The sequence below is a fragment of the Fundidesulfovibrio magnetotacticus genome (assembly GCF_013019105.1).
Classification (GTDB): Bacteria; Desulfobacterota; Desulfovibrionia; order Desulfovibrionales; family Desulfovibrionaceae; genus Fundidesulfovibrio; species Fundidesulfovibrio magnetotacticus.
In genome coordinates this window covers 25,911-49,224 of record NZ_BLTE01000002.1, presented here as the reverse complement: position 1 = coordinate 49,224, position 23,314 = coordinate 25,911, and the positions used below count along the sequence as shown (strand labels likewise).

18 protein-coding genes, 1 tRNA gene and 1 pseudogene are annotated in these 23,314 nt (G+C 51.9%); 16 read left to right on the top strand and 4 right to left on the bottom strand.

All coding sequences use genetic code 11. From position 1 onward, the window contains the following. Positions 1-3: 3 nt before the first annotated feature. Complete coding sequence (locus NNJEOMEG_RS03270) at positions 4-837, bottom strand: ABC transporter permease (RefSeq protein ID WP_268885673.1); 834 nt, start codon at positions 835-837, stop codon at positions 4-6. Next, positions 830-1,825, bottom strand: coding sequence for an ABC transporter permease (locus NNJEOMEG_RS03265; protein ID WP_173081283.1), 996 nt, complete (start codon positions 1,823-1,825; stop codon positions 830-832). Before NNJEOMEG_RS03265 ends, NNJEOMEG_RS03270 begins: the two co-directional genes overlap by 8 nt. Positions 1,826-1,955: 130 nt before the next feature. On the opposite strand from NNJEOMEG_RS03265, the gene NNJEOMEG_RS03260 reads away from it, so the two are divergent. The 12 genes from NNJEOMEG_RS03260 to NNJEOMEG_RS03205 all read left to right on the top strand — a co-directional run bounded on the left by NNJEOMEG_RS03260 (position 1,956) and on the right by NNJEOMEG_RS03205 (position 15,569). Beyond that, a tRNA-Ala gene (locus NNJEOMEG_RS03260) sits at positions 1,956-2,031 on the top strand. A 724-nt stretch (positions 2,032-2,755) separates the two neighbouring features. Next, entirely contained in the window at positions 2,756-4,453 is a 1,698-nt protein-coding gene (locus NNJEOMEG_RS03255) for a sigma 54-interacting transcriptional regulator (RefSeq protein WP_173081281.1), read from the top strand. Between the two features lie 144 nt (positions 4,454-4,597). Beyond that, on the top strand, positions 4,598-5,743 hold the full coding sequence (locus NNJEOMEG_RS03250) for a hypothetical protein (RefSeq protein WP_173081279.1): 1,146 nt from the start codon (positions 4,598-4,600) through the stop codon (positions 5,741-5,743). A gap of 59 nt (positions 5,744-5,802) precedes the next feature. Further along, positions 5,803-6,690, top strand: a complete 888-nt coding sequence (locus NNJEOMEG_RS03245) for a hypothetical protein (RefSeq protein WP_173081278.1) — start codon at positions 5,803-5,805, stop codon at positions 6,688-6,690. Positions 6,691-7,055: 365 nt separating this feature from the next. After that, complete coding sequence (locus NNJEOMEG_RS03240; protein ID WP_173081276.1) at positions 7,056-7,445, top strand: DUF6573 family protein; 390 nt, start codon at positions 7,056-7,058, stop codon at positions 7,443-7,445. A gap of 788 nt (positions 7,446-8,233) precedes the next feature. Next, positions 8,234-9,175 carry a radical SAM family protein gene (locus NNJEOMEG_RS03235; RefSeq protein ID WP_173081274.1) on the top strand — a complete coding sequence of 314 codons (942 nt, stop codon included), beginning with the start codon at positions 8,234-8,236 and terminating at the stop codon, positions 9,173-9,175. 59 nt (positions 9,176-9,234) lie between these two features. Next, on the top strand, positions 9,235-11,109 hold the full coding sequence (locus tag NNJEOMEG_RS03230; RefSeq protein ID WP_173081272.1) for a DUF927 domain-containing protein: 1,875 nt from the start codon (positions 9,235-9,237) through the stop codon (positions 11,107-11,109). A gap of 263 nt (positions 11,110-11,372) precedes the next feature. Beyond that, positions 11,373-11,786: a hypothetical protein gene (locus NNJEOMEG_RS03225; protein ID WP_173081270.1), complete on the top strand. Its 414-nt coding sequence runs from the start codon at positions 11,373-11,375 to the stop codon at positions 11,784-11,786. Between the two features lie 945 nt (positions 11,787-12,731). Beyond that, entirely contained in the window at positions 12,732-13,115 is a 384-nt protein-coding gene (locus tag NNJEOMEG_RS03220) for a hypothetical protein (protein WP_173081268.1), read from the top strand. A 356-nt stretch (positions 13,116-13,471) separates the two neighbouring features. After that, positions 13,472-14,029, top strand: coding sequence for a tyrosine-type recombinase/integrase (locus NNJEOMEG_RS03215; RefSeq protein WP_173081266.1), 558 nt, complete (start codon positions 13,472-13,474; stop codon positions 14,027-14,029). Between the two features lie 54 nt (positions 14,030-14,083). Continuing rightward, a complete protein-coding gene (locus NNJEOMEG_RS03210; RefSeq protein WP_217270472.1) occupies positions 14,084-14,299 on the top strand; it encodes a hypothetical protein in 216 nt (71 codons plus the stop codon). Between the two features lie 91 nt (positions 14,300-14,390). Beyond that, positions 14,391-15,569, top strand: a complete 1,179-nt coding sequence (locus NNJEOMEG_RS03205) for a tyrosine-type recombinase/integrase (RefSeq protein WP_173081263.1) — start codon at positions 14,391-14,393, stop codon at positions 15,567-15,569. Positions 15,570-16,028: 459 nt separating this feature from the next. Here the strand turns inward: NNJEOMEG_RS03205 and NNJEOMEG_RS03200 are convergent, their stop codons facing one another. After that, positions 16,029-18,266 carry a nitric-oxide reductase large subunit gene (locus tag NNJEOMEG_RS03200; protein ID WP_173081261.1) on the bottom strand — a complete coding sequence of 746 codons (2,238 nt, stop codon included), beginning with the start codon at positions 18,264-18,266 and terminating at the stop codon, positions 16,029-16,031. Positions 18,267-18,384: 118 nt separating this feature from the next. Further along, positions 18,385-20,046, bottom strand: a complete 1,662-nt coding sequence (gene hcp, locus NNJEOMEG_RS03195) for a hydroxylamine reductase (protein ID WP_173081675.1) — start codon at positions 20,044-20,046, stop codon at positions 18,385-18,387. A 174-nt stretch (positions 20,047-20,220) separates the two neighbouring features. On the opposite strand from hcp, the pseudogene NNJEOMEG_RS20455 reads away from it, so the two are divergent. The 4 genes and pseudogenes from NNJEOMEG_RS20455 to NNJEOMEG_RS03175 form a co-directional block, all read left to right on the top strand. After that, positions 20,221-20,349 (top strand): annotated as a pseudogene (locus NNJEOMEG_RS20455) (hypothetical protein); the annotation flags it as partial. A 104-nt stretch (positions 20,350-20,453) separates the two neighbouring features. Continuing rightward, a complete protein-coding gene (locus NNJEOMEG_RS03185; protein ID WP_235956826.1) occupies positions 20,454-21,002 on the top strand; it encodes a TetR/AcrR family transcriptional regulator in 549 nt (182 codons plus the stop codon). Between the two features lie 64 nt (positions 21,003-21,066). Continuing rightward, complete coding sequence (locus NNJEOMEG_RS03180) at positions 21,067-22,182, top strand: efflux RND transporter periplasmic adaptor subunit (RefSeq protein ID WP_173081257.1); 1,116 nt, start codon at positions 21,067-21,069, stop codon at positions 22,180-22,182. Beyond that, the gene (locus tag NNJEOMEG_RS03175; RefSeq protein WP_173081255.1) at positions 22,179-23,312 is read left to right on the top strand and encodes an ABC transporter permease; all 1,134 of its coding nucleotides are present in this window, start codon (positions 22,179-22,181) and stop codon (positions 23,310-23,312) included. The genes NNJEOMEG_RS03180 and NNJEOMEG_RS03175 overlap by 4 nt, the downstream gene beginning before the upstream one ends. The last annotated feature ends 2 nt before the right edge of the window (positions 23,313-23,314 follow it).

The window sequence follows — 23,314 nt, the reverse complement described above, 5'->3', positions numbered from 1 at the left end:
CCCTTACTGCCGAAGCCTGGGGTCCAGCAAGTCCCGCAGGGACTCCCCGAGCAGGTTGTAGCCAAGCACCGTCACCAGGATGGCCAGCCCCGGGAACACCGAGAGCCACGGCGCGATCTGCAGCACCTCCTTGCCCTCCAGGAGCATGTTGCCCCACGAGGGCGTGGGCGGCTGCACGCCCAGGCCCAGGAACGACAGCGCCGACTCCGTGAGAATGGCCCCCGCCACCCCCAGCGTGGCCGAGACGAGCACCGGCGCGGCGGCGTTGGGCAGGATGTGGCGCGCCAGGATGCGCGCCGGGCCGCACCCCGCCAGCCGGGCCGCGCTGACGAAATCGCGCCCCTTGAGCGTGAGGGCCTCGGCCCGCACGAGCCGGGCCACGCCCATCCAGGAGGTGAGCCCGATGACGATCATGATGTTGGCCAGGTTGGGTTCCAGGAAGGCGATCACGGCCAGGATCAGGAAGAACGAGGGGAAGCAGAGCATCACGTCCACGCCGCGCATGATGGCCTCGTCCACGATGCCGCCGAAGTAGCCCGAAGCCAGCCCGAAGGCCAGGCCCACGGCCACCGAGAGCCCCACGGCCAGGAAGCCCACCCACAGGGAGACGCGCCCGCCGTGCACCAGGCGCGAGAACACGTCGCGGCCCAGGGCGTCGGTGCCAAGCCAGTGGGCGGCCCCGGGGGGGCGCAGGATGTTCTCCACGTCCAGAGCCACGGGGTCGTGCGGGGCGATCCAGGGGGCCAGGAGCGCCGCCGCCGAGACCACGCCCACCATGAGGAGCCCGGCCACGAACATGGGGTGGCGCAACGCGCGGCGCGCGAATCCCTCAGCCACGGCCGCCTCCGGAGCGGATGCGCGGATCGGCCAGGGAATAGCCCATGTCGGCCAGGAGGTTGCCCCCCAGGGTGAGCACGGCGCCCAGCACGAGGTTGGCCATGATCAGGGGATAGTCCCGGCTCATGACGGCCTGGTAGAAGAGCTGCCCCAGGCCGGGCAGGGAGAAGATCTGCTCGATGATCACCGATCCTCCGATGAGCCCCGGCACCGAGAGCCCCAGGAGGGTGATCACGGGGAGCAGGGCGTTGCGCAGGGCGTGGCGATAGATCACCGCGCGCTCGGAGAGGCCCTTGGCGCGCGCGGTGAGGATGTAGTCCTGCCGGAGCACCTCCAGCATGGCCGAGCGCATGTAGCGGCTCATGCCCGCCAGGCCGCCGAAAACGTAGATGAACATGGGCAGGGCCAGATGCCGGATGATGTCCCAGGCCCTTGCGGGGGGCGAGAGCGTGGCGTGGTCCAGGGAGGTGACGCCGGAGATGGGCAGCACGGGCCAGGCGATGCCCAGGCCCAGCATGAGCAGAAGGGCCAGCCAGAAACCGGGCATGGCGAAGCCCAGGAAGACGAAGACGGTGGAGGCGCGGTCGAAGGGTCCGTTGTGGCGCGCGGCGGCGGTGACGCCGATGGGGATGGCCAGGGCCAGGGTGAGGACCATGGCGGCGAGGTTCATGCCCACGGTGAGGGGCAGGCGCTCGCTGATCTTGTCCCAGACGGGGCGGCGGTCGCCGGTGAGGGCGTTGCCGAAGTCGAGCTTGACGAGTCGCTCGAGCCAGAGCCTGTAACGGACGTGGATGGGCTGGTCGAGGCCGTAGAGCTTCTCGAGGCGCTCGATGGCCTCGGGTGTGATGAGGGGGTTCAGGTCTGTCTGGAGGTCCGTGGGCTTGCCGGGCGCGAGATTGATGACCCAGAAGCTGATGAGCGTGATGCCCAGGAACACCACGGCGAGCCAGACGGCTTTGAGGAGCAGACGTTTGATGAGCTCGGTCACGATGTCCTCCGGCGGCAGAAGATGTAGCAGGGGTGGTGGCGGGGAGGGAAGGGGTGAAGAAAATTTCGAGCGGATGGGAAAAAGCTGTTGACGAATCGGCGAGACGCTGGCAGAAGCAGTTCTCCCGTGTGGGGCTGTAGCTCAGTTGGGAGAGCGCTTGAATGGCATTCAAGAGGTCGTCGGTTCGATTCCGTCCAGCTCCACCACACATTTCAAGGGGTTATCCGGGAAACTGGGTAACCCCTTCGAATTTTTACTTAGCCAACATCCGCCAACAAATCCTGTTGGCGGCCCCGGCGGAGCAGCACGATGTTTCGCACCATCAATCCAGCCTGATCACCCCCAGGTGGGGTCGCTTGAAAATTTTCAAGACGTCATCCCCTGCCCCTTTTTTACTCCCGCCGACAAGTATTTTTGTCTAATCTTCCCAAGATGATGACCTAGAAACCAGCCCAATGCCCCTTGGGAGGTTTTCAAGAGGTCGCCCCCCATTTGGACATCTGGACATCCAGATGCATCACCTGAAAAATTCTGAGATTCTAGTACGAGGGTGGATACCATCCCCATGGGCCATGTCTCCGTGGCTGCTAGAATGAGCATTGACGCAGGGCCTGATTCAGGAACTGCCGGAGTGAGCACTATGGCTGCGGGAATTTACCCGGCCCCCTTGGTCCTCTGGAGCTGTCCCGGTCCTCCCTTCCCGTCATCTCCCCCTGTCCCTCGGGTTTGCGCGGTAAGGGGCCTTCCTGGGATTTTCCCTGCGGCCCCTTTGGGCTTGGGCCTGGGGCAGTCCCTCGTCCAGGAGGGGGCAGGTATGGGGGAATGTGCGTTTTTGCAGGCGACTCAGGTTTTGTTCCCCATGCTGAAAACGGAGCCGTTGACAATCCCTCAGGCAAGCATAAAAGTTTAAAAAAATAAAGTGAGTTAAATATGGATAGCACCTACTCGTGGGAACCAGGGTCTTGGATTGTGCCGCCAGGATTAGTCGAAACGCTGGCTCGATTTGAAATTCGCTGCGACGCGATCATAAATAAGAAAAAGGCTGGAGAGCATTCCTGTCTATTGATTCGCGGGGAAACCGGCGTTGGTAAAAGCATGTTTGCCGAGTGCTTTGTTCACAAGTATCTTAAACAGTATCCAGGGAGAAGAGTTGTAGCTATCAATTGTTCAGCAATACCAGAAACATTATTGGAGTCTGAACTATTTGGATATAAGAAAGGAGCGTCTAGCACGGCTGTCAAAGATAAAAAGGGAATTTTAGAAATTGCTGGAGATGGTGTTGTAATATTAGAAGAGCTTGGAGAAATGGAAAAAAATCTTCAAGCGAAGCTTCTTGTTGCGATAGAGAGAAGAGTGTTTTTTTCGCTTGGCGACACAAAAGAAACAAGGCTCAACGCTCAAATTGTCGCAACAACTAACGCTCCACGAGAAAAATTTAGGCCAGATTTTTGGTTCAGATTTGAGACGTTTGCAGTTCCTCCTCTTCATAAGCGCCGGTATGACGTTATATATTATGTCCAACACTTTGACAAAGAACTCATTGGGTTGCTTACAGGCGGTGTAGTTCTGGCCCTGTTCGGATATAATTGGCCAGGGAATGTCAGAGAGGTAGAGAGCGTATGCAATGCTATTCGTGAAAATATTGAATATGCCAGAAGAAATAAATTCATAAAGGATGATAAATTTGAGTTTACTGTCAAGGCATTTCATCGTCAACAATACAGCGCATTGTTTCGCCAGAGATCTGAAGAGGGTTCTTTTTGCTTCAGCAAAGGGAGTGAACTGGTGTTGAGACTTAAGCAAGGCGGCGTTAATGTTAAATGCATTGAGGCAGTCCTTGATGAATTTCGCTTGGGCCTGGACAGTTTTTCTTCAGTGATAGTCGGGTCTGTTGAAAATGATCTGAACAATACGGTTGAATATGTAGTTTCGTCGATCGGAGAAAGAATCAAGATTGTTGATAACGGCATATTTCGAAAGCTATACGGTGGTTTTTGGTCATTTTGTTTTGTGTTTTCTCAGAACATTAATTCTAGTAGCGACTTGTTGGATTTGAAAAGTTCAGTTGTGTGCAATAAATTTAGCAAAGAAAGGATAGCTGAGCGGATAGAACAGATGGCTTTTAGCAATGAGGCAGTGGAGAGTGCTTGTAAGCATGTCTCTGGAAAGTTAAATTATATTAACTTTGTTAATTATATATACGATGACGAGCCACAAGCGCTAGAAATATTTAGCACTCTTACTGAAGAGATGAAGCTTGTTGTTCTTGAGTGTACTAAGTTTTTGACAGGTATTAAAGAGATTAAAACCGATGATTTGCTTGATATAAATGCTCTGCGCAAGCACTACAGGGGAAATGAGTTCTTGGCCTACTATTTAGGAGAAGAAGTTGAGGCAGACGGTGAGGAGATTCATATCGAAAACATTTCATTAAATGAATTGCGAGACCTTTATTATGAAACGCTGTGCTCTGTTCTCGGAACATCCCATGGGTATCAGAAAAAAATTGCGAAGGTTGCTGGCCGTACGGAGGGTCGAGTATCGCAAGTACTCGATAAGAATGGACTTAATGAAAAATTTAGAAAACTTAATTATACGCCGAGGAAAAGGCTAGTCATCTTGAAGTGAGAAATATAAAATCACTTAATATTAGCTAGTTACAAGATCACTGTCTGCGGCACGTCCTTTGGAAAGGGTAGAGGGTGGGCGCAAACGAAACTCGCCACTGGGGCGGGGACGGAAGCGCAAGAACCTCCTTCCAAAGGAAAGCACATGAACGAGGCCAATCTGGAGGACCGGGCAGTCGACCAGGTCCTCACCGAAATCCCCCACCATTCTTCCGTAAAAATTGATCCTTGGCCTAGCCCAGGCCTGGAGCAATTTTCTGACCCGAGTGTCGTTCGCCCCATTGATGACGCGGCGGCTACAAACGGTGAGGTCGAGGCGCAGTCTTCCCGTAACGCTATTGCCGTAGGAACGCCCTCTATCGATCCTACTCAGCAGGCGCGGCGTGTTCGCTACGTCTTTGACTTGCTGAGTCAAGACGGCGAAGCCAAGCAGGAGGGCGTCAGGGAATTCAATAAGCTCGCCGACGATTTCTGCGGCATCCTGTCCAACAAATCGCCAGACAATCAAGCGGAGATCACGGCACGGGTTTGGAACGACGTCTTTAGCCCTGTCATGGTCCAGGCCGACGTGGTGCGAGTGGTTTGCGCTCTCATCTGTGGCCGCATGGCCAACATTATAAAAGCCTCCATGGCCCATGGCGAATGGATGCCCATGGCTATGAAGTACTTTCCCGGTAAGAGCATCAAGGTTCTTCAGGAGAATATGAGGCTTGCCAGCCTCCGCAAAGTCGAAAGGCACTGCCATAGGGGCCTGACACTGCTCAAGAAGCTGAACCCTATCGCCGAAAATCCCCCTTTCAGCACCGAAGACGATCCGCTCGAAGCCGTGTTCGAGTATGTCCAAACGAAGTCTGAGGCCCTCGAGTGTGACTATTCGGTCCTTGCAGCCCTCGCGATCGGTGACCTCAAGCTGAAGAAAGCGGGCCTGGTTATCCCGATGCCTGCCCTTCGTACCTTCTGCGAGCAAAAGTTCGAGCTTAACGCGGCGGACATCAAGGAAATGCAGGCGATGAAGAAGGTGGGGCTCGATCCCGTGGCCCATCTGGAGAGCATCAGCAAAAACGCGGGTAGCCGCGTTTTTTCACTCACGAATCCTGGCAAGAAAAAGGGTGCTGGAGATCAGCATAAAGTCCCTGACATCAACACCACGTTCGTCACGACGAGCCAGATTATCACAGCAGCTATAAAGAGTGGCAAGGTCAGCGCCAACAATGTGAACCGTGAGAACTACGATGCATTGATCGCGGCGCTGGAAGACTTCGAGAAGGTTGCTTTTTCTCCCAGGGCCTAACTGAAACATCAATGTGGCTCCCCTGGTTGCAAATCAGGGGGGCCGCTTCGGAGAAAATCATGGACATCTATTTGTCTTCACCGACGGACGAGGTAATGGACGAACTTGTTGCTCGCTGCCCTGGACAAAAGTTTAACATACTTTTGACTCGAGCAAGAATGCCCGTAGGAATGCACAGCTACTTCGAGAGATATAGCTCGATAGTCAATAAAAAAGCGTTAGACTGTGGTGCATTTAGCTTGAACAACTCCAACCTCGGGCTCACGGAAAGTCAGCTCTATGCACAGTACAAAGAGTTTGCGAGGCTCAATGATGGTTTATTTGATCTTGTGTTTAGCTATGACCCTGATTTCGATGCGCATGGCCTCATGAAAAACCTGCTGTACTATCTTAAGTTGAAGAAGATCGGCTTGAACGTTGTCCCTGTGATTCATAGCATGAAGTCAGGGTTGGAGGCGCGAGTCTACCAGAGCATCGGATGCGATTCGATCGCAATTGGAAAGCAGGAAGGCAAGGCAAATCCCCTGGTGCTCTTTCCTCAAGTGTTTGGCCTGAATGATGTCAATGTAAAGATTCATTTGTTTGGCATTACAAAGTTTGAATTAATCACAGGATGTCCTGTGAATTCATGTGATTCAAAGTCATGGCTCGATGACGCCAAGACAGGTATTGTCCGTTACTGGAACAGCAAGAAAAGTGCCTTCAACAAGACAGACAAGCTGTATTTCCCTAATGAGCTTGATGGCACTAAAGACGGCACGGTGAGATACGATATGTATGATAGCCTCGATGATTTTAAAATGTTTATTAGAAATGTTGGGTATAAAATTCAAGATTTGATTGGCATTCATGGCCAGCGCAATCGTGCCGTTCTGGGTATGCTCTACTACAGGCAAATTGAATGTGTTGTTACTGATCTCCACAAATCCAACCCGTTGATCCTCTAGTGTTTTACAAGGACTATATATGAAGAAAGGGCAGCCTTCGGCTGCTCTTTCTTTTGGTGCAAAGATAAGAGTGCCTCCCCGTGACCAGCCCCTTCGCCCCAGGGTATCCTTCCCCAAAGCTATCACTGCGGTATGCATGGGAGGAGGTCAAATGGAGCCACAACAGCTCGATAGTCTTGCATTGAAGGACGAACTCGTAGCCGTATTTCGTCCAATAGAACAGCTTTTCAAAATAATGGACAAGTCATCGCCAGAAGTTTCTGGAGACTTTACTAAGTCGTATGGCGAGGTTGGTCTTGTTCTTTGCAATTGTTTTCGACGCAAGCTTGATGAGATACTGTCTTCGAAATCTCAGGAGGCTAGCAATGACGCCTGATAAGGATTGGAACGTCGTGTTCGAATATTCAAGGGCACAAGCGATTGCCGACGGCGTACTCGTAGACGTCACCGAGCAGGCGAAACAGATTGGATTTAAGATTCACACGGTCATTACCGGTACCATCTTCCATCGCTATATCGAACCGCCCGCCGGCCTAGACGGGAGCTTTGGCCAAAGCGTCACAGGTAGACTCCATGACGTGCTCACGTTGGCTTTGTTCGCCGCCAGACGCGCCGTCAACACCGACAGGGTCACCTTCAAGGTCGACTTTCTGATGGCCCCAGGCAGGAAGGAGACTATCGAGGCAATCGCGCATATTGGTCCTGGCGACAATTATGAACCTTGTTTGACGATCATGCTGGCGGAAGATGATTAACAGGATAAGGAGGTTGTGGCTGGATGCCGTCTTTCGAAACGCATAATCGGTAGGCTCATTATGGCGCTGAAATCGGCCGATCCAGACAGAGGCATGCCAAGCGTGCTGATGGCTACTGACGGTCGCAAAATTCCTTCTTGCTGTCCAAGCGGGATGGGCGTGTTGTTGTCATGTCTCTGGTCCGCCCCTCGGGGGCCATCTTGGCTGACGCCAGCCCCAGGGAAGACATAGCCCCGACCCGAAGGAGAACCATGGGGGCGGGAATCAACGCCGCCCACTTCGTCGTCTCGGGCTTCCTGTCCTGTCCACCCCTTCTCGCCTCGGTCTCTGATCCCTTTGGTTCGCTCATTGAAAGCGCCAGGGGTGGTTAGCCGTGCTCACTGCTGCACGCCATGGTTCTGGATGGCACCGCACGAATTTCATCTGAAAATAGTGTGAAATAGCTGCGAGTCGCTTTGAGTAGGAGTGGGAACATATGGCGAATATCCTGCGCAACTCTGTCCTCGCGTGGGAAGTAATAAAGTCAAACTTCGGGATATTCCGCACCACTCCCTCATTTTCGAGTGTCTGGTGGTAAATCGTTTCTGCCAGAGTCTCCGACGTCGGGGTTGCTCCTGGTCCGTTCCCCGGACACCTTTCGACACCGAGCACCTTTCTGGCCTTACCCCTTGCTGATGTTCTAACGGAACAAAGCAATAAAGATATATCCCCATTAGAGTGCTGAAATCTGGTCGCAAGGATCAATTGCGTCGGCCAGTGTCAGAAAACAATGATCAATGGGGGTGCTAATGAGTAACGTCTTAACATGCCAAAGGAACATCGGAATCACTCTTTCGAATGAGTTTGCAAAAAAGCAATTGGCTACGCATGCTGTAAATTGCGGACTGATTTGCGGCCATGCGTGCAAGTATTGTTCAACACCGTCGCTGATAAGAACGCATAGATTTTTCAAGGAGAACAAGATCACGTCTTTTGCTGCCCTTGAAAGCGGAACAGCTATTGTCGACTTGTGGACACATTTGCGTGTTCAACGCCAGAGCATGAAGCTTGATAGTAACGATGTCGTGATGATGAGCACGCTAACGGATTGCTGGGCTCCAGAAGCACGGGAGCGCGATCTTGGGCGTCATCTTTTGTCGACGATTTTGTCCAAGAGCACCTGCTCCGTACGGATTCTCACGAAGAGCGCATCTATTGCGTATGATTTTGACCTGATATCGAAATATCGCAATAGGGTGATGGTTGGACTGAGCATCACAGCTCCGGTTCACAATGAGCACCTCGCGAAGATCATCGAGCCGAATGCCTCCAGCATCACCGAACGCTTGCAAGCCCTGCATCTGGCTCGGGACATGGGCATTCGAACCTACGGAATGATATGTCCAGTTCTGCCTGGTATTGGCACGTCGCAATCAGACTACGAAAGCATGCTCGATTCTGTTTTGGCTGCAAAACCAGAAACGATTTGGACTGAACCTTTGAATGCGCGAGGGCCTGGAATCGTCAACTGCGCCAAGGCGCTTCAACAGAAAGGGTATGGATTGCATGCTCACGAATTCGATATGATCCGGTCATCTCACTTTCATCAATTGTATGTTGAAGACTTGATCAATACCGCAACCAATGCCGCCATCTCCAGGGGCTGTTTGGATAAGCTCAAGATTTTGGTTTACTCTGATGGTGACGGGTACAACGTCAATGACGCAGCAGTGATCTGGCTGAAGCGGTGAGCGTTAAAAGAGGGCCATCAAGTGAAAGCTTGGTGGCCCTTCTTCAAAGGAAATCCGAAATGAATACGAATCAAACTGTCAACACAAGCAGCATGAGCGCAGTTGCTCAGGATACAGTTCTTAAGACGATTAACATTCGACAGCGTATTCCCAATGCGCCAGTATCAAATGCGTCTGAATTGCCGCATCGGTATCTGTTTGCGAAGGACCTGAGCCTTGTGAAATCGACTGATGCAGGCGGGATACGGCTTTCACCATGCCCAATCGTGATTAGCGAATGTTCGGAGAACAGGTCTACGGGGCTGCATTATGTCACATTGGCCTGGATGCGCGACGGGAGGTGGCATCAGCATCAAATTGAACGCGGGGTCATCGCAAGCAAGACCAGCATTGTCGGATTGGCAAATTACAACTTCCCCGTCACGAGCATTAACGCAAATGGCATCATCGAGTATCTTCAAGAATATGATCGGGTTAACAGTGGCAACATCCCGAAGACGTTTGTGGACGGCCGCCTGGGTTGGACCGAGGACATGGCGGGGTTTCTCTGGGGGCACTCGTACTTGAGTGGGACTTCCGCCGGTAAACTTCCCGGCCAGGCCCCGGTGGTTCGTTTCAAGGGTGCCGACCAGGGAGATGAGCAATTCGCAAGCGGCTTTGTTCAAAAGGGAAGCTTCGCCGCCTGGGCCTCCATGGTCAATGAGGCGCTGGAATATCCTGACGTCGCCTTTGCGCTGTACACGTCCTTGGCCGCGCCATTGCTTCCGATCCTGGGGGTGGACAACTTCACACTCGAACTCTGTGCTCCAAGTTCTTCAGGGAAAACCACCGCGCTGATGCTGGCGGCATCGGCATGGGGAAATCCTGCTCCGTATGCGGGCTCGTTCATCAACACCTGGAACGGGACCGACAACAGGATCGGTAGGATGGCGGCGCTGCTCAATGGACTGCCGCTTTTCCTGGATGAAACCAAGCTGGCTAGATTGCAGAACAAAAGGAACAAGTACGGCAGCGACCTCGTCACCGACACCATCTACATGATCGCATCTGGCCGGGACAAGGCCCGCGCGACTCTCCATGGCTCTGATCGGGTGCAACCGTTCAGGACCATCCTTTTTTCAACCGGAGAGACGCCAAGCCTGGACCTGAGTACAGACGGTGGAGCCAGGGGCAGGATCATCGACCTTTGGGGCAACCCTTTCCTCAGGACAGACGCCGAGAGCAAAGCAGTCGTCACCAGGATCAAGGGCGTGGTCACTGACCACTTCGGCCATGCTGGACATCGCATGGTTCAGTTCATCCTGGACCACCGGGATCAATGGCCCCTTTGGAAGGAAGCGTATGCTGAGGCGAATGAACTTCTTACGAAACTGCCTGATTTGACATCCATTGAAATGCGTCTTGGTGAATACTTCGCCGCTGTCGCTACTGCGATTGCAATCATCCATGCGGCTCTACCTGAACTGAAACGGAGCACGCCAGTTCGAATCCTACTCGATTCTGTGTGGTCCAGGGCCATGAACGAATCAAAATCAGCCGATGTCGCTTCTCAGGCATTTGAATGTGTCGAAGAATGGATCAACAGTAATCAGCATCGAGTGTATTCACCTGCCGAGGCGCGTCAAAATATCCCTTGGTCTGGTGACATGCATGGAGCGTATTGCGACGTGACTGACGATGGAGAATGGACATTCGTAGGGGTAACGAAAACGTTTCTGGATGATATTCTTAGAAAGAATGGATTTAAAGCCTTAGAAATGGTCCGTCTTTGGAAGGACAAGGGCTGGCTCATCACCGATGACTGGTCCAAAGGGTATCAGCGAAAGGTCGTCATCCCTAAAACTGCTGGCGAGTCGAAGAACGTAATAGTGCCAATGTACTGCTTCAGTGCCAAATCCTTTTGGGACGGACGGGGAAGGACCAGTCCTAAATAACTCGTACGTTCCAAATTTTTGCATCCCCGTCACCCTGCTCCTGTAACTGTTCAATGTGTACATGTGATTCTTATTCTTATTATACGTTCCAAATAACTAAAATAAATTTATTATATATAATTATTATTATGATATCATTATAATATAAATAGCGACGGTGGTGGCAGATTTTTGTTGGGTATTTGGAACGTCGAAGCCGCTGGCGATTCCAGTTCTATGGAGATGAAGGTTTTGAATAATAACCATGCGAAGGAGAAAGCGACATGGTCTTCTTGAACTTCCTAAAAGGTTTAGGACTTGACCTGGAGACGTTCTGCCCATTCGACATTGAAGTGGTCAATGCCGAGTCAGATGCCTCTTGCGAGGACGACATAAAAAGTGGCATTTCATTTCATAAAGATAGTTATGAAAACAATCTAGCTCATGCAGGTGGTAATGAGCTTCAATTGAATCGTGTCCATGTTGATCAACCGAGTAATGTTCAGTCGTCTGCGCCAAATATGGTTCCGAATGACAGGTCCTGCTCGGACTGTGATTTCTGTCAGCCTGATGAGGATTTCGAAACAGGGTCTGATGGGATGCGTTGCTCTGCCATGGGTTTTGTGATTGCCGACGCCAAACAATGTGCTTCAACTTGTTCGAGCTATTACTGTCCTGAATCAGTTGAGGATCTGTGACGCTGCCATCTGGTGTCCTGCAGCTAGGATAAAGGGTTCGTGGTCAGCGAGATTTGAAAAATTTTGATAACACAAAGCGAAAGATGTCCTTCAAATTCGCCAGCATTTGAGTCGTCTGCATCGTCGACAGCTTAGTGTTGCTGAGCGAAGAAGCAATACAATAATGTCTACGCCTGCAAATTATGTATATCTATTTTGAATTGCAACGAAGACAATGACAAATACGATGTCATTTTGAGTCGCGTTCATAGAGATATTAGAGGGTATCGTACGGTGGCTGAGCAAGGCCCTTGGCTTTTCGGAGTCAAGGGCTTTGTTCTTTACAGGAAGGCGATGGAGAACAGGACAACTGACGAAAAGGAGGCACTATGGTTTTGAGAGTCGTCATGGTTCTCATTGAATCAAAGCTTGCGAGGGAAATACTGAAGCAAGCCCTAATCGTTGTCATTAAAAGATCAATCTGACCCCGTTCCAGCACGGAGGGGCATGTCCTCTCCGTATCTTTTTTTATGTATTGTCAGGAAGACTTGAATTTATGATTAGCGCTATATTGTTTGGTCAACGCGATCCAGGAATTAAATTCCCGGTGCATTGTAGGACGCATAATGACTCACAATATATGAAATAAATGTTCAATAAGATGCGGAAAGCTGAATGGCCAACATATTGTTTGCTTGCTCAATTTCCTTTCTGTCAATGTGTACTCTTTGTGAATACCACTTCGTCAGCTTTCCAACCCTCCAAATCTCCCGCCTCCTGCGCTTTCTGGGGCTTCCCCAGGGTTGACCCTGCGTCGGACCAGAAAACCCCATAGGAGCGATCCTCGGCCCAACGAACGTTTTCGCCTGTCGCAACGGGAAAGCTTCTTCCTTCCTATGACATTATTCGAGTCATATCATATAGATATTAGATTCTTATACCACCGCCTAAAACAAAGGAGGCAATATGTCAGCGAAGAAGGTTCAGCCCATTGAGGGTGAAGAGTTCGATGGCGTGGGCGAAAAGAAGCGCCCTGAGTCGAAGTACAATGCTTCGCTTCTCAGGGAGTGCATCAGGGAAGGTCTTGACGCGAAGTCCATCATGGAAAAGATGAACATTACGCATAAGCCGACACTCAAGCACTTCGTCCTCAAACTCATCAGCCAGGACAGGCAGTTCTACGACGTCAAAGGGCTCTATCTCAAGAGTTCTGCACGTCCCTACGTCAACAAGAAGGGCGAGGTGCGGATCAACGTCAACAAGCTTGATCTGGGCAGCCTTGACGTCAATGAAGGCGACGAGTTCGCCGTCACTGTCGAAGACAATCGCATCATCCTGACGGTGATCTGAAATCAACCATCTACGAATGCCATGCTCTAGAGAGGTGGCATTTTCTTCTGTTTGAATCCTGCTTTCCGTCCTCCGTGCAACATAACTTCTGATTCGCAGCCTCTCAAATGGTCACTTCAATTTTCTGGCAGAATGCACAAAGTAATACAGATATGATTGGTATAATGCGACGACTCTATAACGGAGGAAAGAACTATAATAGATAGAATCGTACATTGGAGGCGCGTTGCTGCATAAGATGTTGTATTACAACGGGATACTCCAGCCCTAGCTGGACGGTCCCAAGTAGCCCCGGTTTTGAATCTACGATTTCGTTGGGTTTGGAAACGAAAAACAACGTTGCAAAGGAGGTGCTCATGAAAGTCGAGCCCATTATCGACCTCAAGAACATCAAGAGCATCAAGAAGCTCTTGGCGGATCAGCCGCGTAACCGGCTACTGTTTGCCATGGGGGTGAACTCTGGGCTCAGGGTCCAAGACATATTGGCCTTGAAGGTGTCAGACGTGAAGTATTGCAAGATTGGCGACCGCGTCTGCCTCAAGGAAAAGAAAACTGGCAAAGAGAACATCCTCATAATGAACAAGGAAATTAAGTCTGCTCTCGCCGAGCACCTTGCAACCTCGAAACTCGAAGATGAACATTTCCTGTTCAAGAGCCGCAAGGGGAAGAATTATCCGCTGACCACGTATGCTGTCACCATGATGGTGCAGCGATGGTGCGACGAGATCAATCTTCAAGGCAACTTTGGAGCGCATACACTGCGAAAGACGTGGTGTTACCATCAACGCAAAACATTTGGTGTTTCATGGGAGTTGTTGGCCAAGAGGCTCAATCACAGTAGCCCCTCGATAACGCGAAGGTATCTTGGGGTGCAGGACGAAGAGGTGGAAGAAATTCTCCTCAACGCATTGTGATCAAACACTTTAGCAGGGTCAGAAATGACCCTTTTCATTATCTGGAGAATCGCCATGAGTGATAGCCACTACACTTCGTTGGAAACTTTGCAGCACGCTTCAAATATCGAGAACATGTTGCGCTTGTTGTGCATGATCCCGAATCTCCAGCTTCTGGTCAAGATGGATGAAGAACATGACTATCCGTTCGAATCTGTTGAAGACGGGCATTATTCTGAAATGCTCCTCAAGGGCAACCGTCTGACGATCCAGTTCGGTCTTGATGTGTAAGATCTAGTTATTCGATTTCTGGGGCGATCGATCTGGTCGCCCCGTCCTCTTCACAAATTATCTGCAATCACCACCAACGGAGGGTGCTCAAATGGGCGTCTATCAACGCGATGGACGGTTCATGGTCTATTGGCACGAAGAAGGTAAGAGGCGGGACAAGTCCTTCGGTAGGGGCGAGTTGGCCCGTCTCCAGGCTGAGGCGTTTAATCTTGCGATCCAGCAAGCGAAAGCGAACGTGCACGTACCTGTGCAGGAGGAGCAGGTCGTTGAGGCGGTGTCGGACCCGGTTGCGCACCAGGAAGAGCCAGTGGATGGGCCTGGAGAAGTCCAGGCTGAAATGCCGCTGGCGACGTCGGTAGCGACGGTGGCTGCTGTTGCCGTCCCTGCCAAGGGGGTCACCTTTGGTCAGTTGTCGATGATGTACCTGGACCACCTTCGGGTGTCGGGTCGGACGCCGAAGCACATCGCCAATCTCGAGAACCTGCTCAAGGGCATGTTCTTCGACATCCTTGGTCGGGACACCCTGGTCGAGGGCATGACTTACCTGAAGGACATCGTTCCGTTCATCAAGGAGATGCAAGGGATCAGTCATCAGACGAAAAGGCCACGGTCCCAGTCCTGCGTGAATCGCTACTGCGACTACCTCGACGCGATCTTCAACTTCGGCATCGAGATGGAACTCATTGCCAGGAACCCGATGAAGGGTCGGAAGAAAGCCAAGGAGAAACCTCGGGACGTCCAGGTCGGAGTTGATGACCTGCGCCGGATCATGGAGTGCGCTGAGCCTCATGTCCGGTGGGCCATGGAGGTCTGCTTTAACCTCGGGACTCGGCCTGGTCCTTCGGAGCTCTTCGCCCTGCGCTATGAAAATGTGGATTTCGGCGCTGGCACGGTGCGGATTTTCGCTACCAAAACGCAGACCTATCGGACTGTCCCGGTGACGGCGGCATTTCTGGATCGCCTTCGAGAGATGAGGAGGTTTTCAAGGTCTGGGTACATCGTCGAATACGACGGGAAGCCGGTGACGACGATTCGCAAGAGCTTCAACAAGGCCTGCGTGAAGGCTGGAATCACCGTGGATGTCAGGATGTATGACCTGCGCCATCTCTTCGCAACGACGATGCTGGCGAACGGAGCTGACTTGGCGGCGGTGTCGAAGCTGATGGGGCACAGCACCGTGAAGATGACGGCGGACGTGTACTATCACTACTTGGAAGGTGAGAAAGAACGGGCAGTTAGCAAGTTGCCCAGCCTTGAGCCAGCAGCATAAGATTAACCGGGGCAGGAATCTTGTGAGTAGATTCTTGCCCCATTCTGTGTAAAAAAAGTAATCGCCGTGTTATTTTTTTGGAAAACAGAGTTCGTGCGGGCTGAGGCCGCCAGCTTTCCTGTTATGCAAAAGCAGATAATTATGTCTATTTTTGCAATAAGTGTGAAAAGGCGTTTTATGATGATATTAGTAAAGACAATCCTTCTACTCAGAAAGGCAAGGTTTGCAGTTTTTGACAAGATAAGTTGCTTGCATAGTTTAGCTGGTCATTCCGGGTTTTCCGTGGGTAACCGGGCTCAGGCATGCTTGGGATAGAGGTCGAGGTGCCGCAGAAGAAGTAGATGGCGGTCATGAAGTGCTTCCGGTTCCGGTCCCCGCACGCCCTTCGTTTGATGGCCATGCTTTTGCTGTTGAGTCCAAAGGGGAGAGGTCAAGTTGGCCCCTCCCCTCTTTCTGGTTTTATGATTTTTTAAAATAACTCAGCCATATCCCACGCAACAAAAACAACAACAGGGAAAAAGCCCCAACAGCAAATACAACATCTGGAAGCGCTCGCATCCATGTCACCGTGCGGATGAATTCGCTAGAAGCGATTTCCGGGCTGCGCGCATACCACAGGCCTTCCTTGATGGCGTGGTAAAACTGATAAAATCCTGACGGTATGAGGCTAAATATCATCATGGCTGCCAAGCCGCAGTTAAGCCCCCAGAAACTCCATTTCAAGAGCCTGTCTGACCAAGAAGCTTTTGTGATGATATGACGAACGGAAAAGAGCATAAGAGAGATGGCGAGCATGCCGTACACACCAAAGAGAGCCCCGTGCGAATGGATCGGTGTGGTGTTTATGCCCTGTGCATAATAGAGTACAATTGGCGGATTTATCAAGAATCCAAATACTCCTGCTCCAACTAGATTCCAAAATGCAACAGCCACAAAGAAATAGATGGGCCACTTATAGGCGAAATCCTTGCCTCCTGCGCCTACAGTCCGAAGGTTGTGCGCGGCTTCGAACCCCAAGAGCGAAAGAGGGACAACCTCCAGAGCGGAAAATACCGCCCCGAGGGCAATGATGATGGTCGGGGAACCACTCCAATACAGATGGTGGAACGTGCCGATGACTCCGCTGCCGAGATATAAAAAAACAATAAAATAAACGCTGGTAAGAGCAAATCTTTTGCTTACAGCGCCAATATGCGAAAGTAAAAAAGCCATGACAACTGTAGCAAAAACCTCAAAAAATCCTTCTACCCAAAGATGAACTACCCACCATCTCCAATATTCTGCATCAGAAAGGTGGCTTCCTTTCCCATAGAGCAGACCTGCCATGTAAAAAAGTGGTATAGATATGGAGCTATACAGAAGCATATGCGTGAGGCCGCCATTATCATGCTCGTCACGTATTGCTGGTTGTATTGCTCGCCACACAAGAATAAGCCAAACTATCATTCCAACAATCAATAACACTTGCCAAAATCGACCAAGTTCGATGAATTCGTATCCCTGATGGCCAAACATAAACCCATCGCCATTGAAAAATCCAGAGACGGAAAGCCATGTTCCACTAAGTGTTCCAAGTACAACGATTACTAACGCACCAAAAAGTGCAAAAACCCAAAAAGCTTGTCTCCGGGGCTCCTTGCCAACAAACGGCCCAAGGAAGAGGCCTGCTGCCAAGAAACATGTGGCGATGAAAAAAATTGCCAGTTGGATGTGCCATGTTCTGACTGCTGCATATGGCAAGAACGAAGATATGGGGATCCCGAAGAATGAATTTCCCTCAACAGTGAAGTGGGCTGTTACCGCTCCAAAACTGAGTTGTAGTGTAAACAGTATGATCGCTGTCAAGAAATATATAAGCGTTGCTTTCTGGCTTGGAGTTGGAGTTGGTTCTGGGAAGTCGAGATTAAGCTTATTCCCCTCATCTCCTTGGCCAATGTATCGTTGATAAACGAACAGTGAACCTGCAATGCCGAAAATAAGTAAAATTACGCTGACAATAGACCAAATAAGGAAGTCTGGCAGAGCTACGTTGCCGACCAAGGGGTCGTATGGCCAGTTGGTCGTGTAGGTGTGCTCTGCGTCAAGCCGCTGTGTCCCGGCAGCCCAAGAAAGCCATGAGAAGAAGATTGTTACAAGGCGACCTTCTTCCGCATTCCTGACGATCCCCGGCTGCAAGCCCATGCGATCGTTTCCGTTCTGAAAGAGCTCCGTGTAATAGGCGTTCAAAGCTTTAAACGCTTCGGTCTGAAACTTCGTTGATGTCAGTACCCCGGTGCTGGGGTCGTAGCGGTTCTTTTTTATTTCCTGAGTGACTAAAACTTGAAGCCGGGCCTGTTCGACGGGGTTTAATTTTTTGAAGTCGTCATGGGTGAGCGCGCTAGCTTGTGTAGCGTCAAGCCCACTGTGTCTAGCGGCCAGAAAGAGACCCATGCGATGTAAAAAATCTGCCGACCAATCAGGTGCTAGATACGCGCCATGTCCCCAGATGGTTCCGATATGCTGCCCACCTCTGCTATAAAAATAGTTTTGGCCGCTGATGATATCTTCGCCCGTGAACATGACGTTGCCGGAATCATCCAGAACCTTGACGGGAATTGGTGGTTTGCCCTTGTTGATGGCATAACCTCCAAAGATAAGTATGCCGAAAGTCAACGCGAGACAAAATAGGAGAACTGCCTTTACTTTTGGACTCGTCATCCTTTCCTCCCTCGTTTGATCAAAACAATACACCCAAATAGTTGGGAAGCTCAACAAGACTTGAAGAAACTCGCTTCAGTTTAATGGCAAAGGGGGAGCCGAAGCTCCCCCTTTCATTTTACTGGCCTGTCATCATGGCCGCGATGTCGTCCTGTACCGTGCCTATGGGTTTCAGGCCGAACTTCTCGATGACGACCTTAGCCACGTTCGGGGACAAGAAGCCCGGCAACGTGGGGCCGAGCCGGATACCCTTTACTCCGAGGAACAGGAGGGCAAGGAGCACGGCCACTGCCTTCTGTTCGTACCAAGCAATGTCGTAGGACACGGGCAGCTTGTTGATGTCGTCGAGACCGAAGACCTCTTTGAGCTTCAGTGCAATGACAGCCAGGGAATAGGAGTCATTGCACTGGCCGGCGTCCAGCACGCGCGGGATGCCGCCGATGTCGCCGAGGTTCAACTTGTTGTAACGGTACTTTGCGCAGCCCGCCGTGAGTATGATGGTGTCCTCCGGCAGAGCTTCGGCCACCTGAGTGTAGTATTCGCGGGACTTCTGACGGCCGTCGCAACCGGCCATTACCACGAAGCGCTTGACTGCGCCGGACTTGACGGCCTCAACAACCTTGTCGGCCAGAGCCATGACTTGGTGGTGGGCAAAACCTCCGACGATGGCTCCCTTTTCAAGTTCGGTGGGCGGCGCGCACTTCTTGGCTTGGGCGATCATGGCCGAGAAATCCTTGGCCCCGCCGGTCGGACGGTCCAGGATGTGCGTGGCACCCTCGTAGCCGACTACCCCTGTGGTGTAGAGGCGGCCGAGGTACGTGTTATCCTTCTTGAGCGGCACCAGGCAGTTGGTGGTCAGCAGGATGGGGCCGTTGAAGGCTTCGAACTCGGGATTTTGGTGCCACCAGGAGCCGCCGTAGTTGCCGATCAAGTGTTTGTATTTTTTGAAGACCGGGTAGTAGTTGGCCGGGAGCATCTCGCCGTGGGTGTAGACATCCACGCCCGTACCCTCGGTCTGCTTGAGCAGTTCGTCCATGTCTTTGAGATCATGACCGCTGATGAGGATGCCCGGGTTCGTGCCTACGCCAATATTGACATGGGTTACCTCCGGGTGCCCGTAGCTACTCGTGTTGGCCTCGTCCAGCAGGGCCATGGTAGTCACGGCCACTTCACCGGCTTTCATCACCATACCGACCATGTCGTCCACAGACAGGTCTTTAGTTGTTGATGCCAGAGCCTCAAGCATGAATTCGTCGATTTCCGGTTTACGGAATCCAAGTATGGCTGCGTGTTCGGCATAGGCGGCTACGCCTTTGAGCCCGATGATAAGGAATTCCCGCAAGGAACGCACATCCTCGTTCTCCGTTGCCAAGATGCCCACAGTCTTCGCTTTTTCGGTGAAAGAGGAGGATGGGCCGCGCCAGGTGGCGGCGTCGTGCAAAGGATCGCTGAATTCCTTCCCATGCTTTGCTTTGTAGGCTTCATGGAACTTTGTTTTGAGCGCATCGCGACGCTTCAGACCCTCTTCAATCATGCCTTCGAAACGAGCGTCGTCCCAGTTGGCGTTGGTGATAGTGGCGAACAGACCCTGAAGCACGAAGTCATCGTTTGAACGGTCAGGCTGCCCCAGGTCCTTGAGACCTTCACCATACACGGCAATGCCGCGCAACACGAAGATCAAAAGGTCTTGAAGGTTGGCAGTCTCCTCGGGTTTTCCACACATGCCCTTGATGGTGCAGCCGGTATTTTTTGCCGTCTCCTGGCATTGAAAGCAGTACATCGCGCCTCCTTGTGGTTGATTGTCCAGTGATTCAAGCGTGTTTTGGTTCGGTTCAGTTCCGGCGGGCGCGACGATGCACAGCTTCTTTTTCTCACCTTGTTGCCGATGATCGTCCCACTCGTCTCCGATAGTATCCTTGACATAAGTCAAAAGAAGTAATCAAGGCTTTCCGGAAGCGAAGCACAGCGTGTGCCCATTGCTCGTGCGTTGGCTAACCGTCCTCATGTCGTTCTGGCTGACGAACCCACTGCCGCTTTGGATGTGAGCTCGAGGTTAAGAAGGGCAATCGCCAACCCGGATTGACAAACACCCTCACCATTGTTAGTTAGCAATAACTAACAAACGAGGGAAAGTCTATGGGGTCTCGCAAAAACAGTGCGGACAGAAAGGCCGAAATCGTGGAAGCCATGCTTGCCCTGGTTGCCGAATTAGGGCCTGCATGTGCGACCACCCAGGCGGTGGCCGATCGGGTAGGCATTACTCAGGCTGGCGTGTTTCGGCACTTTCCGGCGAAGAAAGATCTTTGGCTTGCCGTGGCGGACTGGTTGGTTATGGAAGCCCAAGCACGCTGGGCTAAGGCACGCAAATCTGAAAAAAGTCCTCTCGCGGGAATAAGGTGCGTCATAGAAGCGCAGTTTGAATTTATTCAACAGACTCCCGCGGTCCACTCTCTGATATTTTCACGTGAACTCCACGCGCAAAACGAAGAATTGCGCCGATCTTTTAACTCTATGGGCACGGTCTTTCATGTCTTGTTAACCGATTTGACTAAGCAAGCTCAGGTCGCAGGCGAGCTGTCAAGTGATTTTGCCCCTCATGAAATAGCTAACTTACTGTTGACGTTGCCGTCAGGCCTAGCCACACGCTGGTCACTTAGCGGGCGCACTTTCAACCTCGCGAAAGACGGCACACGACTTTTGGAAATCTTGCTGTATGGTATGAGCAAAATTCATTGACGGTCAAGGGGAATCGTCCATGTCCAGAAATAGAAAAAGAGTTTTATTCGCAGGCGTTGGGGGTATGGTCATTGTCTTCGTGCTGATTCACCTTTACTTTCGCCCAATTTCAGTCCGAGTCGTTGAACCGGCCGCACAGGAGGCGCTCCAGGTATTCGGCCTGGGCACTGTGGAAGCGAGAGTACTTTCCAAGGTAGGCTTCAAGGTAAATGGATTGCTTCGTGAATTGAAGGTTGACCATGCCGACGAGGTAAGGGCGGGGCAGCTTCTGGCGTTACTGGACAGCGGCGAGCAAGAAAATCAAGTAGCCAAGGCCTTGGCCAACTTGGACAAGGCTCAGGCTAACCTCAATCTGGCAAAGGCAAGTCTAAAGAAGTCCCGCACCAACCTTGCCCTGAAGCAGCAGCAAAGCCATCGTCGCCAAGAGCTTAAAAATAAATATGTTCTTGCTGGAGAAGAGGCCGAAGTTTCATTGGCCGCAGCGCAAGCAGCAGAGGCAGAAGTGCTTCTGTCAGAGGCAGAGATGGCTGCGGCGGCAGCTTCTGTAAAGGATGCTGAAGCTCAGCTCGGCTTGTCCCGGGAAGTCTTGTCCCAACATTTTCTGGTGGCTCCATACGATGCCGTGATTATTGGTCGCCACAAGGAGATTGGTACAATCATGCAGGCAGGAGAGCCGGTCTTCACATTGGTGGATCCCTGCACAGTATGGGTCCGGGCTTTTGTGGACGAGGCCAAGGCTGGCTATATAGAAGTTGGGCAGCTGGTTGAGGTGCGACTACGCTCCCTTCCTGGAAAACGATTTCCCAGTAAAGTTGCGCGTATTGACCTGGAAAGTGATAGGGTCGGCGAGGAACGACGTATTTACGTAACCTGGGGAGATTGCCCCCGCGATTTCCATCTCGGCGAACAAGCAGAGGTGGTGATCAATAGCGGCTTGTTGGATAACGTAGTGCTGGTATCAGAAACACTCGTTTTTGAGCGAGATGGTAGTAGTGGCCAGATATGGACTGTGGAACAAGGGCAACTCAATAAGCGCCGGGTGATTTTCGGGCAAAGCACGTTGGATGGGCGTCTTCCGGTGATCCAAGGGATGCCTGAGGGAGCCCAGGTTCTGGCAGCCTTGCCGTCCGGCCTGCGCCAAGGACGGAAGGCCACGGTACAATCCGGAGGCACCCCATGAATCTGGCGGTGCGCGATATCCGGCACAACCTCGGCCGCTTCGTACTGACGTGTCTGGGACTCAGCCTGCTGTTGGGCCTCGTGTTGTCTATGATCGGCATCTACCGAGGGTTGGTTGAAGAAGCCTTGTCCTTGTCCAGAGCGCCAGGAGCCGATCTTTGGGTCGTGGAGGCAGGGAAGAGGGGTCCTTTCGCGGAGTCATCGCGAATACCTGGCGACACCCGCGAAGTAATCGCCAGCCTGTCGCAGGTGGTGTCAACGGGATCCATGACGTATCAATCAGTGGAGGCTATGCATAATGGAAAAAAAATACGGCTTTACGTGGTTGGATATGAACCAGGGAGGCCAGGAGGACCTGTAAAAATATTTGCTGGGCGCCACATGACCCGTAGCCACTATGAAATGTTGGTCGACTCGAAAAGCGGACTTATGTCGGGTGAACAGGTGCGTCTTGGACGCAATATTTTTACTGTAGTAGGCTTGACCCGAAATCAAGTTTCTTCAGGCGGCGATCCTGTAGCCTATATTACGTTGCGAGACGCGCAGCGTTTGCAATTTGAATTGGAACCCCCGGTGGCCCGACGGGAGGCCGAACGCGGCACTTCACCGGTCGGCTCGGATATCGTTAACGCCGTGGTGGCCAAAGTCGCGCCAGGAACGACCCCGGATCGGGTGGTCGAGGCAGTCGGACGTTGGAAACACCTCACCGGATTGAGCCAGTCGGCTCAAGAGGAAATTCTGACCAAGTCGGTGGTGGACAAATCCCGACGCCAAATCGGACTCTTCACCGTAATATTGCTTGTCGTTTCGGCGGTGATTATCTCGCTCATCCTCTACACTATGACAATGGATAAAGTACGGGAGATCGCCACGCTCAAACTCATAGGTGCGCCGGACAGAACCATTGTCGGACTCATCATTCAGGAAGCCGTCGCCATGGCCGTAATCGGCTTCTCACTGGGAGCACTACTCATCAACTTGACCAGTGATTTCTTTCCTCGACGAGTGATTCTTTTGCCGCAGGACGGATTAGCTTTGGCCATTGTGGTGCTCTTCTTGTGCGTGCTTGCCAGTGGGATGGGGGTGCGCCTTGCACTCAAGATCGAACCTTCAGTGGCTTTGGGAGGATAGGG

Excerpts from the sequence above, each read along its gene's own strand:
- NNJEOMEG_RS03235 (WP_173081274.1), top strand. The coding sequence starts at position 8,234 with ATGAGTAACGTCTTAACATGCCAAAGGAACATCGGAATCACTCTTTCG.
- NNJEOMEG_RS03220 (WP_173081268.1), top strand. The coding sequence starts at position 12,732 with ATGTCAGCGAAGAAGGTTCAGCCCATTGAGGGTGAAGAGTTCGATGGC.
- NNJEOMEG_RS03255 (WP_173081281.1), top strand. The coding sequence starts at position 2,756 with ATGGATAGCACCTACTCGTGGGAACCAGGGTCTTGGATTGTGCCGCCA.
- NNJEOMEG_RS03225 (WP_173081270.1), top strand. The coding sequence starts at position 11,373 with ATGGTCTTCTTGAACTTCCTAAAAGGTTTAGGACTTGACCTGGAGACG.
- NNJEOMEG_RS03185 (WP_235956826.1), top strand. The coding sequence starts at position 20,454 with ATGCTTGCCCTGGTTGCCGAATTAGGGCCTGCATGTGCGACCACCCAG.
- NNJEOMEG_RS03245 (WP_173081278.1), top strand. The coding sequence starts at position 5,803 with ATGGACATCTATTTGTCTTCACCGACGGACGAGGTAATGGACGAACTT.
- NNJEOMEG_RS03200 (WP_173081261.1), bottom strand. The coding sequence starts at position 18,266 with ATGACGAGTCCAAAAGTAAAGGCAGTTCTCCTATTTTGTCTCGCGTTG.
- NNJEOMEG_RS03240 (WP_173081276.1), top strand. The coding sequence starts at position 7,056 with ATGACGCCTGATAAGGATTGGAACGTCGTGTTCGAATATTCAAGGGCA.
- hcp (WP_173081675.1), bottom strand. The coding sequence starts at position 20,046 with ATGTACTGCTTTCAATGCCAGGAGACGGCAAAAAATACCGGCTGCACC.
- NNJEOMEG_RS03180 (WP_173081257.1), top strand. The coding sequence starts at position 21,067 with ATGGTCATTGTCTTCGTGCTGATTCACCTTTACTTTCGCCCAATTTCA.
- NNJEOMEG_RS03215 (WP_173081266.1), top strand. The coding sequence starts at position 13,472 with ATGAAAGTCGAGCCCATTATCGACCTCAAGAACATCAAGAGCATCAAG.
- NNJEOMEG_RS03205 (WP_173081263.1), top strand. The coding sequence starts at position 14,391 with ATGGGCGTCTATCAACGCGATGGACGGTTCATGGTCTATTGGCACGAA.
- NNJEOMEG_RS03175 (WP_173081255.1), top strand. The coding sequence starts at position 22,179 with ATGAATCTGGCGGTGCGCGATATCCGGCACAACCTCGGCCGCTTCGTA.
- NNJEOMEG_RS03250 (WP_173081279.1), top strand. The coding sequence starts at position 4,598 with ATGAACGAGGCCAATCTGGAGGACCGGGCAGTCGACCAGGTCCTCACC.
- NNJEOMEG_RS03230 (WP_173081272.1), top strand. The coding sequence starts at position 9,235 with ATGAATACGAATCAAACTGTCAACACAAGCAGCATGAGCGCAGTTGCT.
- NNJEOMEG_RS03210 (WP_217270472.1), top strand. The coding sequence starts at position 14,084 with ATGAGTGATAGCCACTACACTTCGTTGGAAACTTTGCAGCACGCTTCA.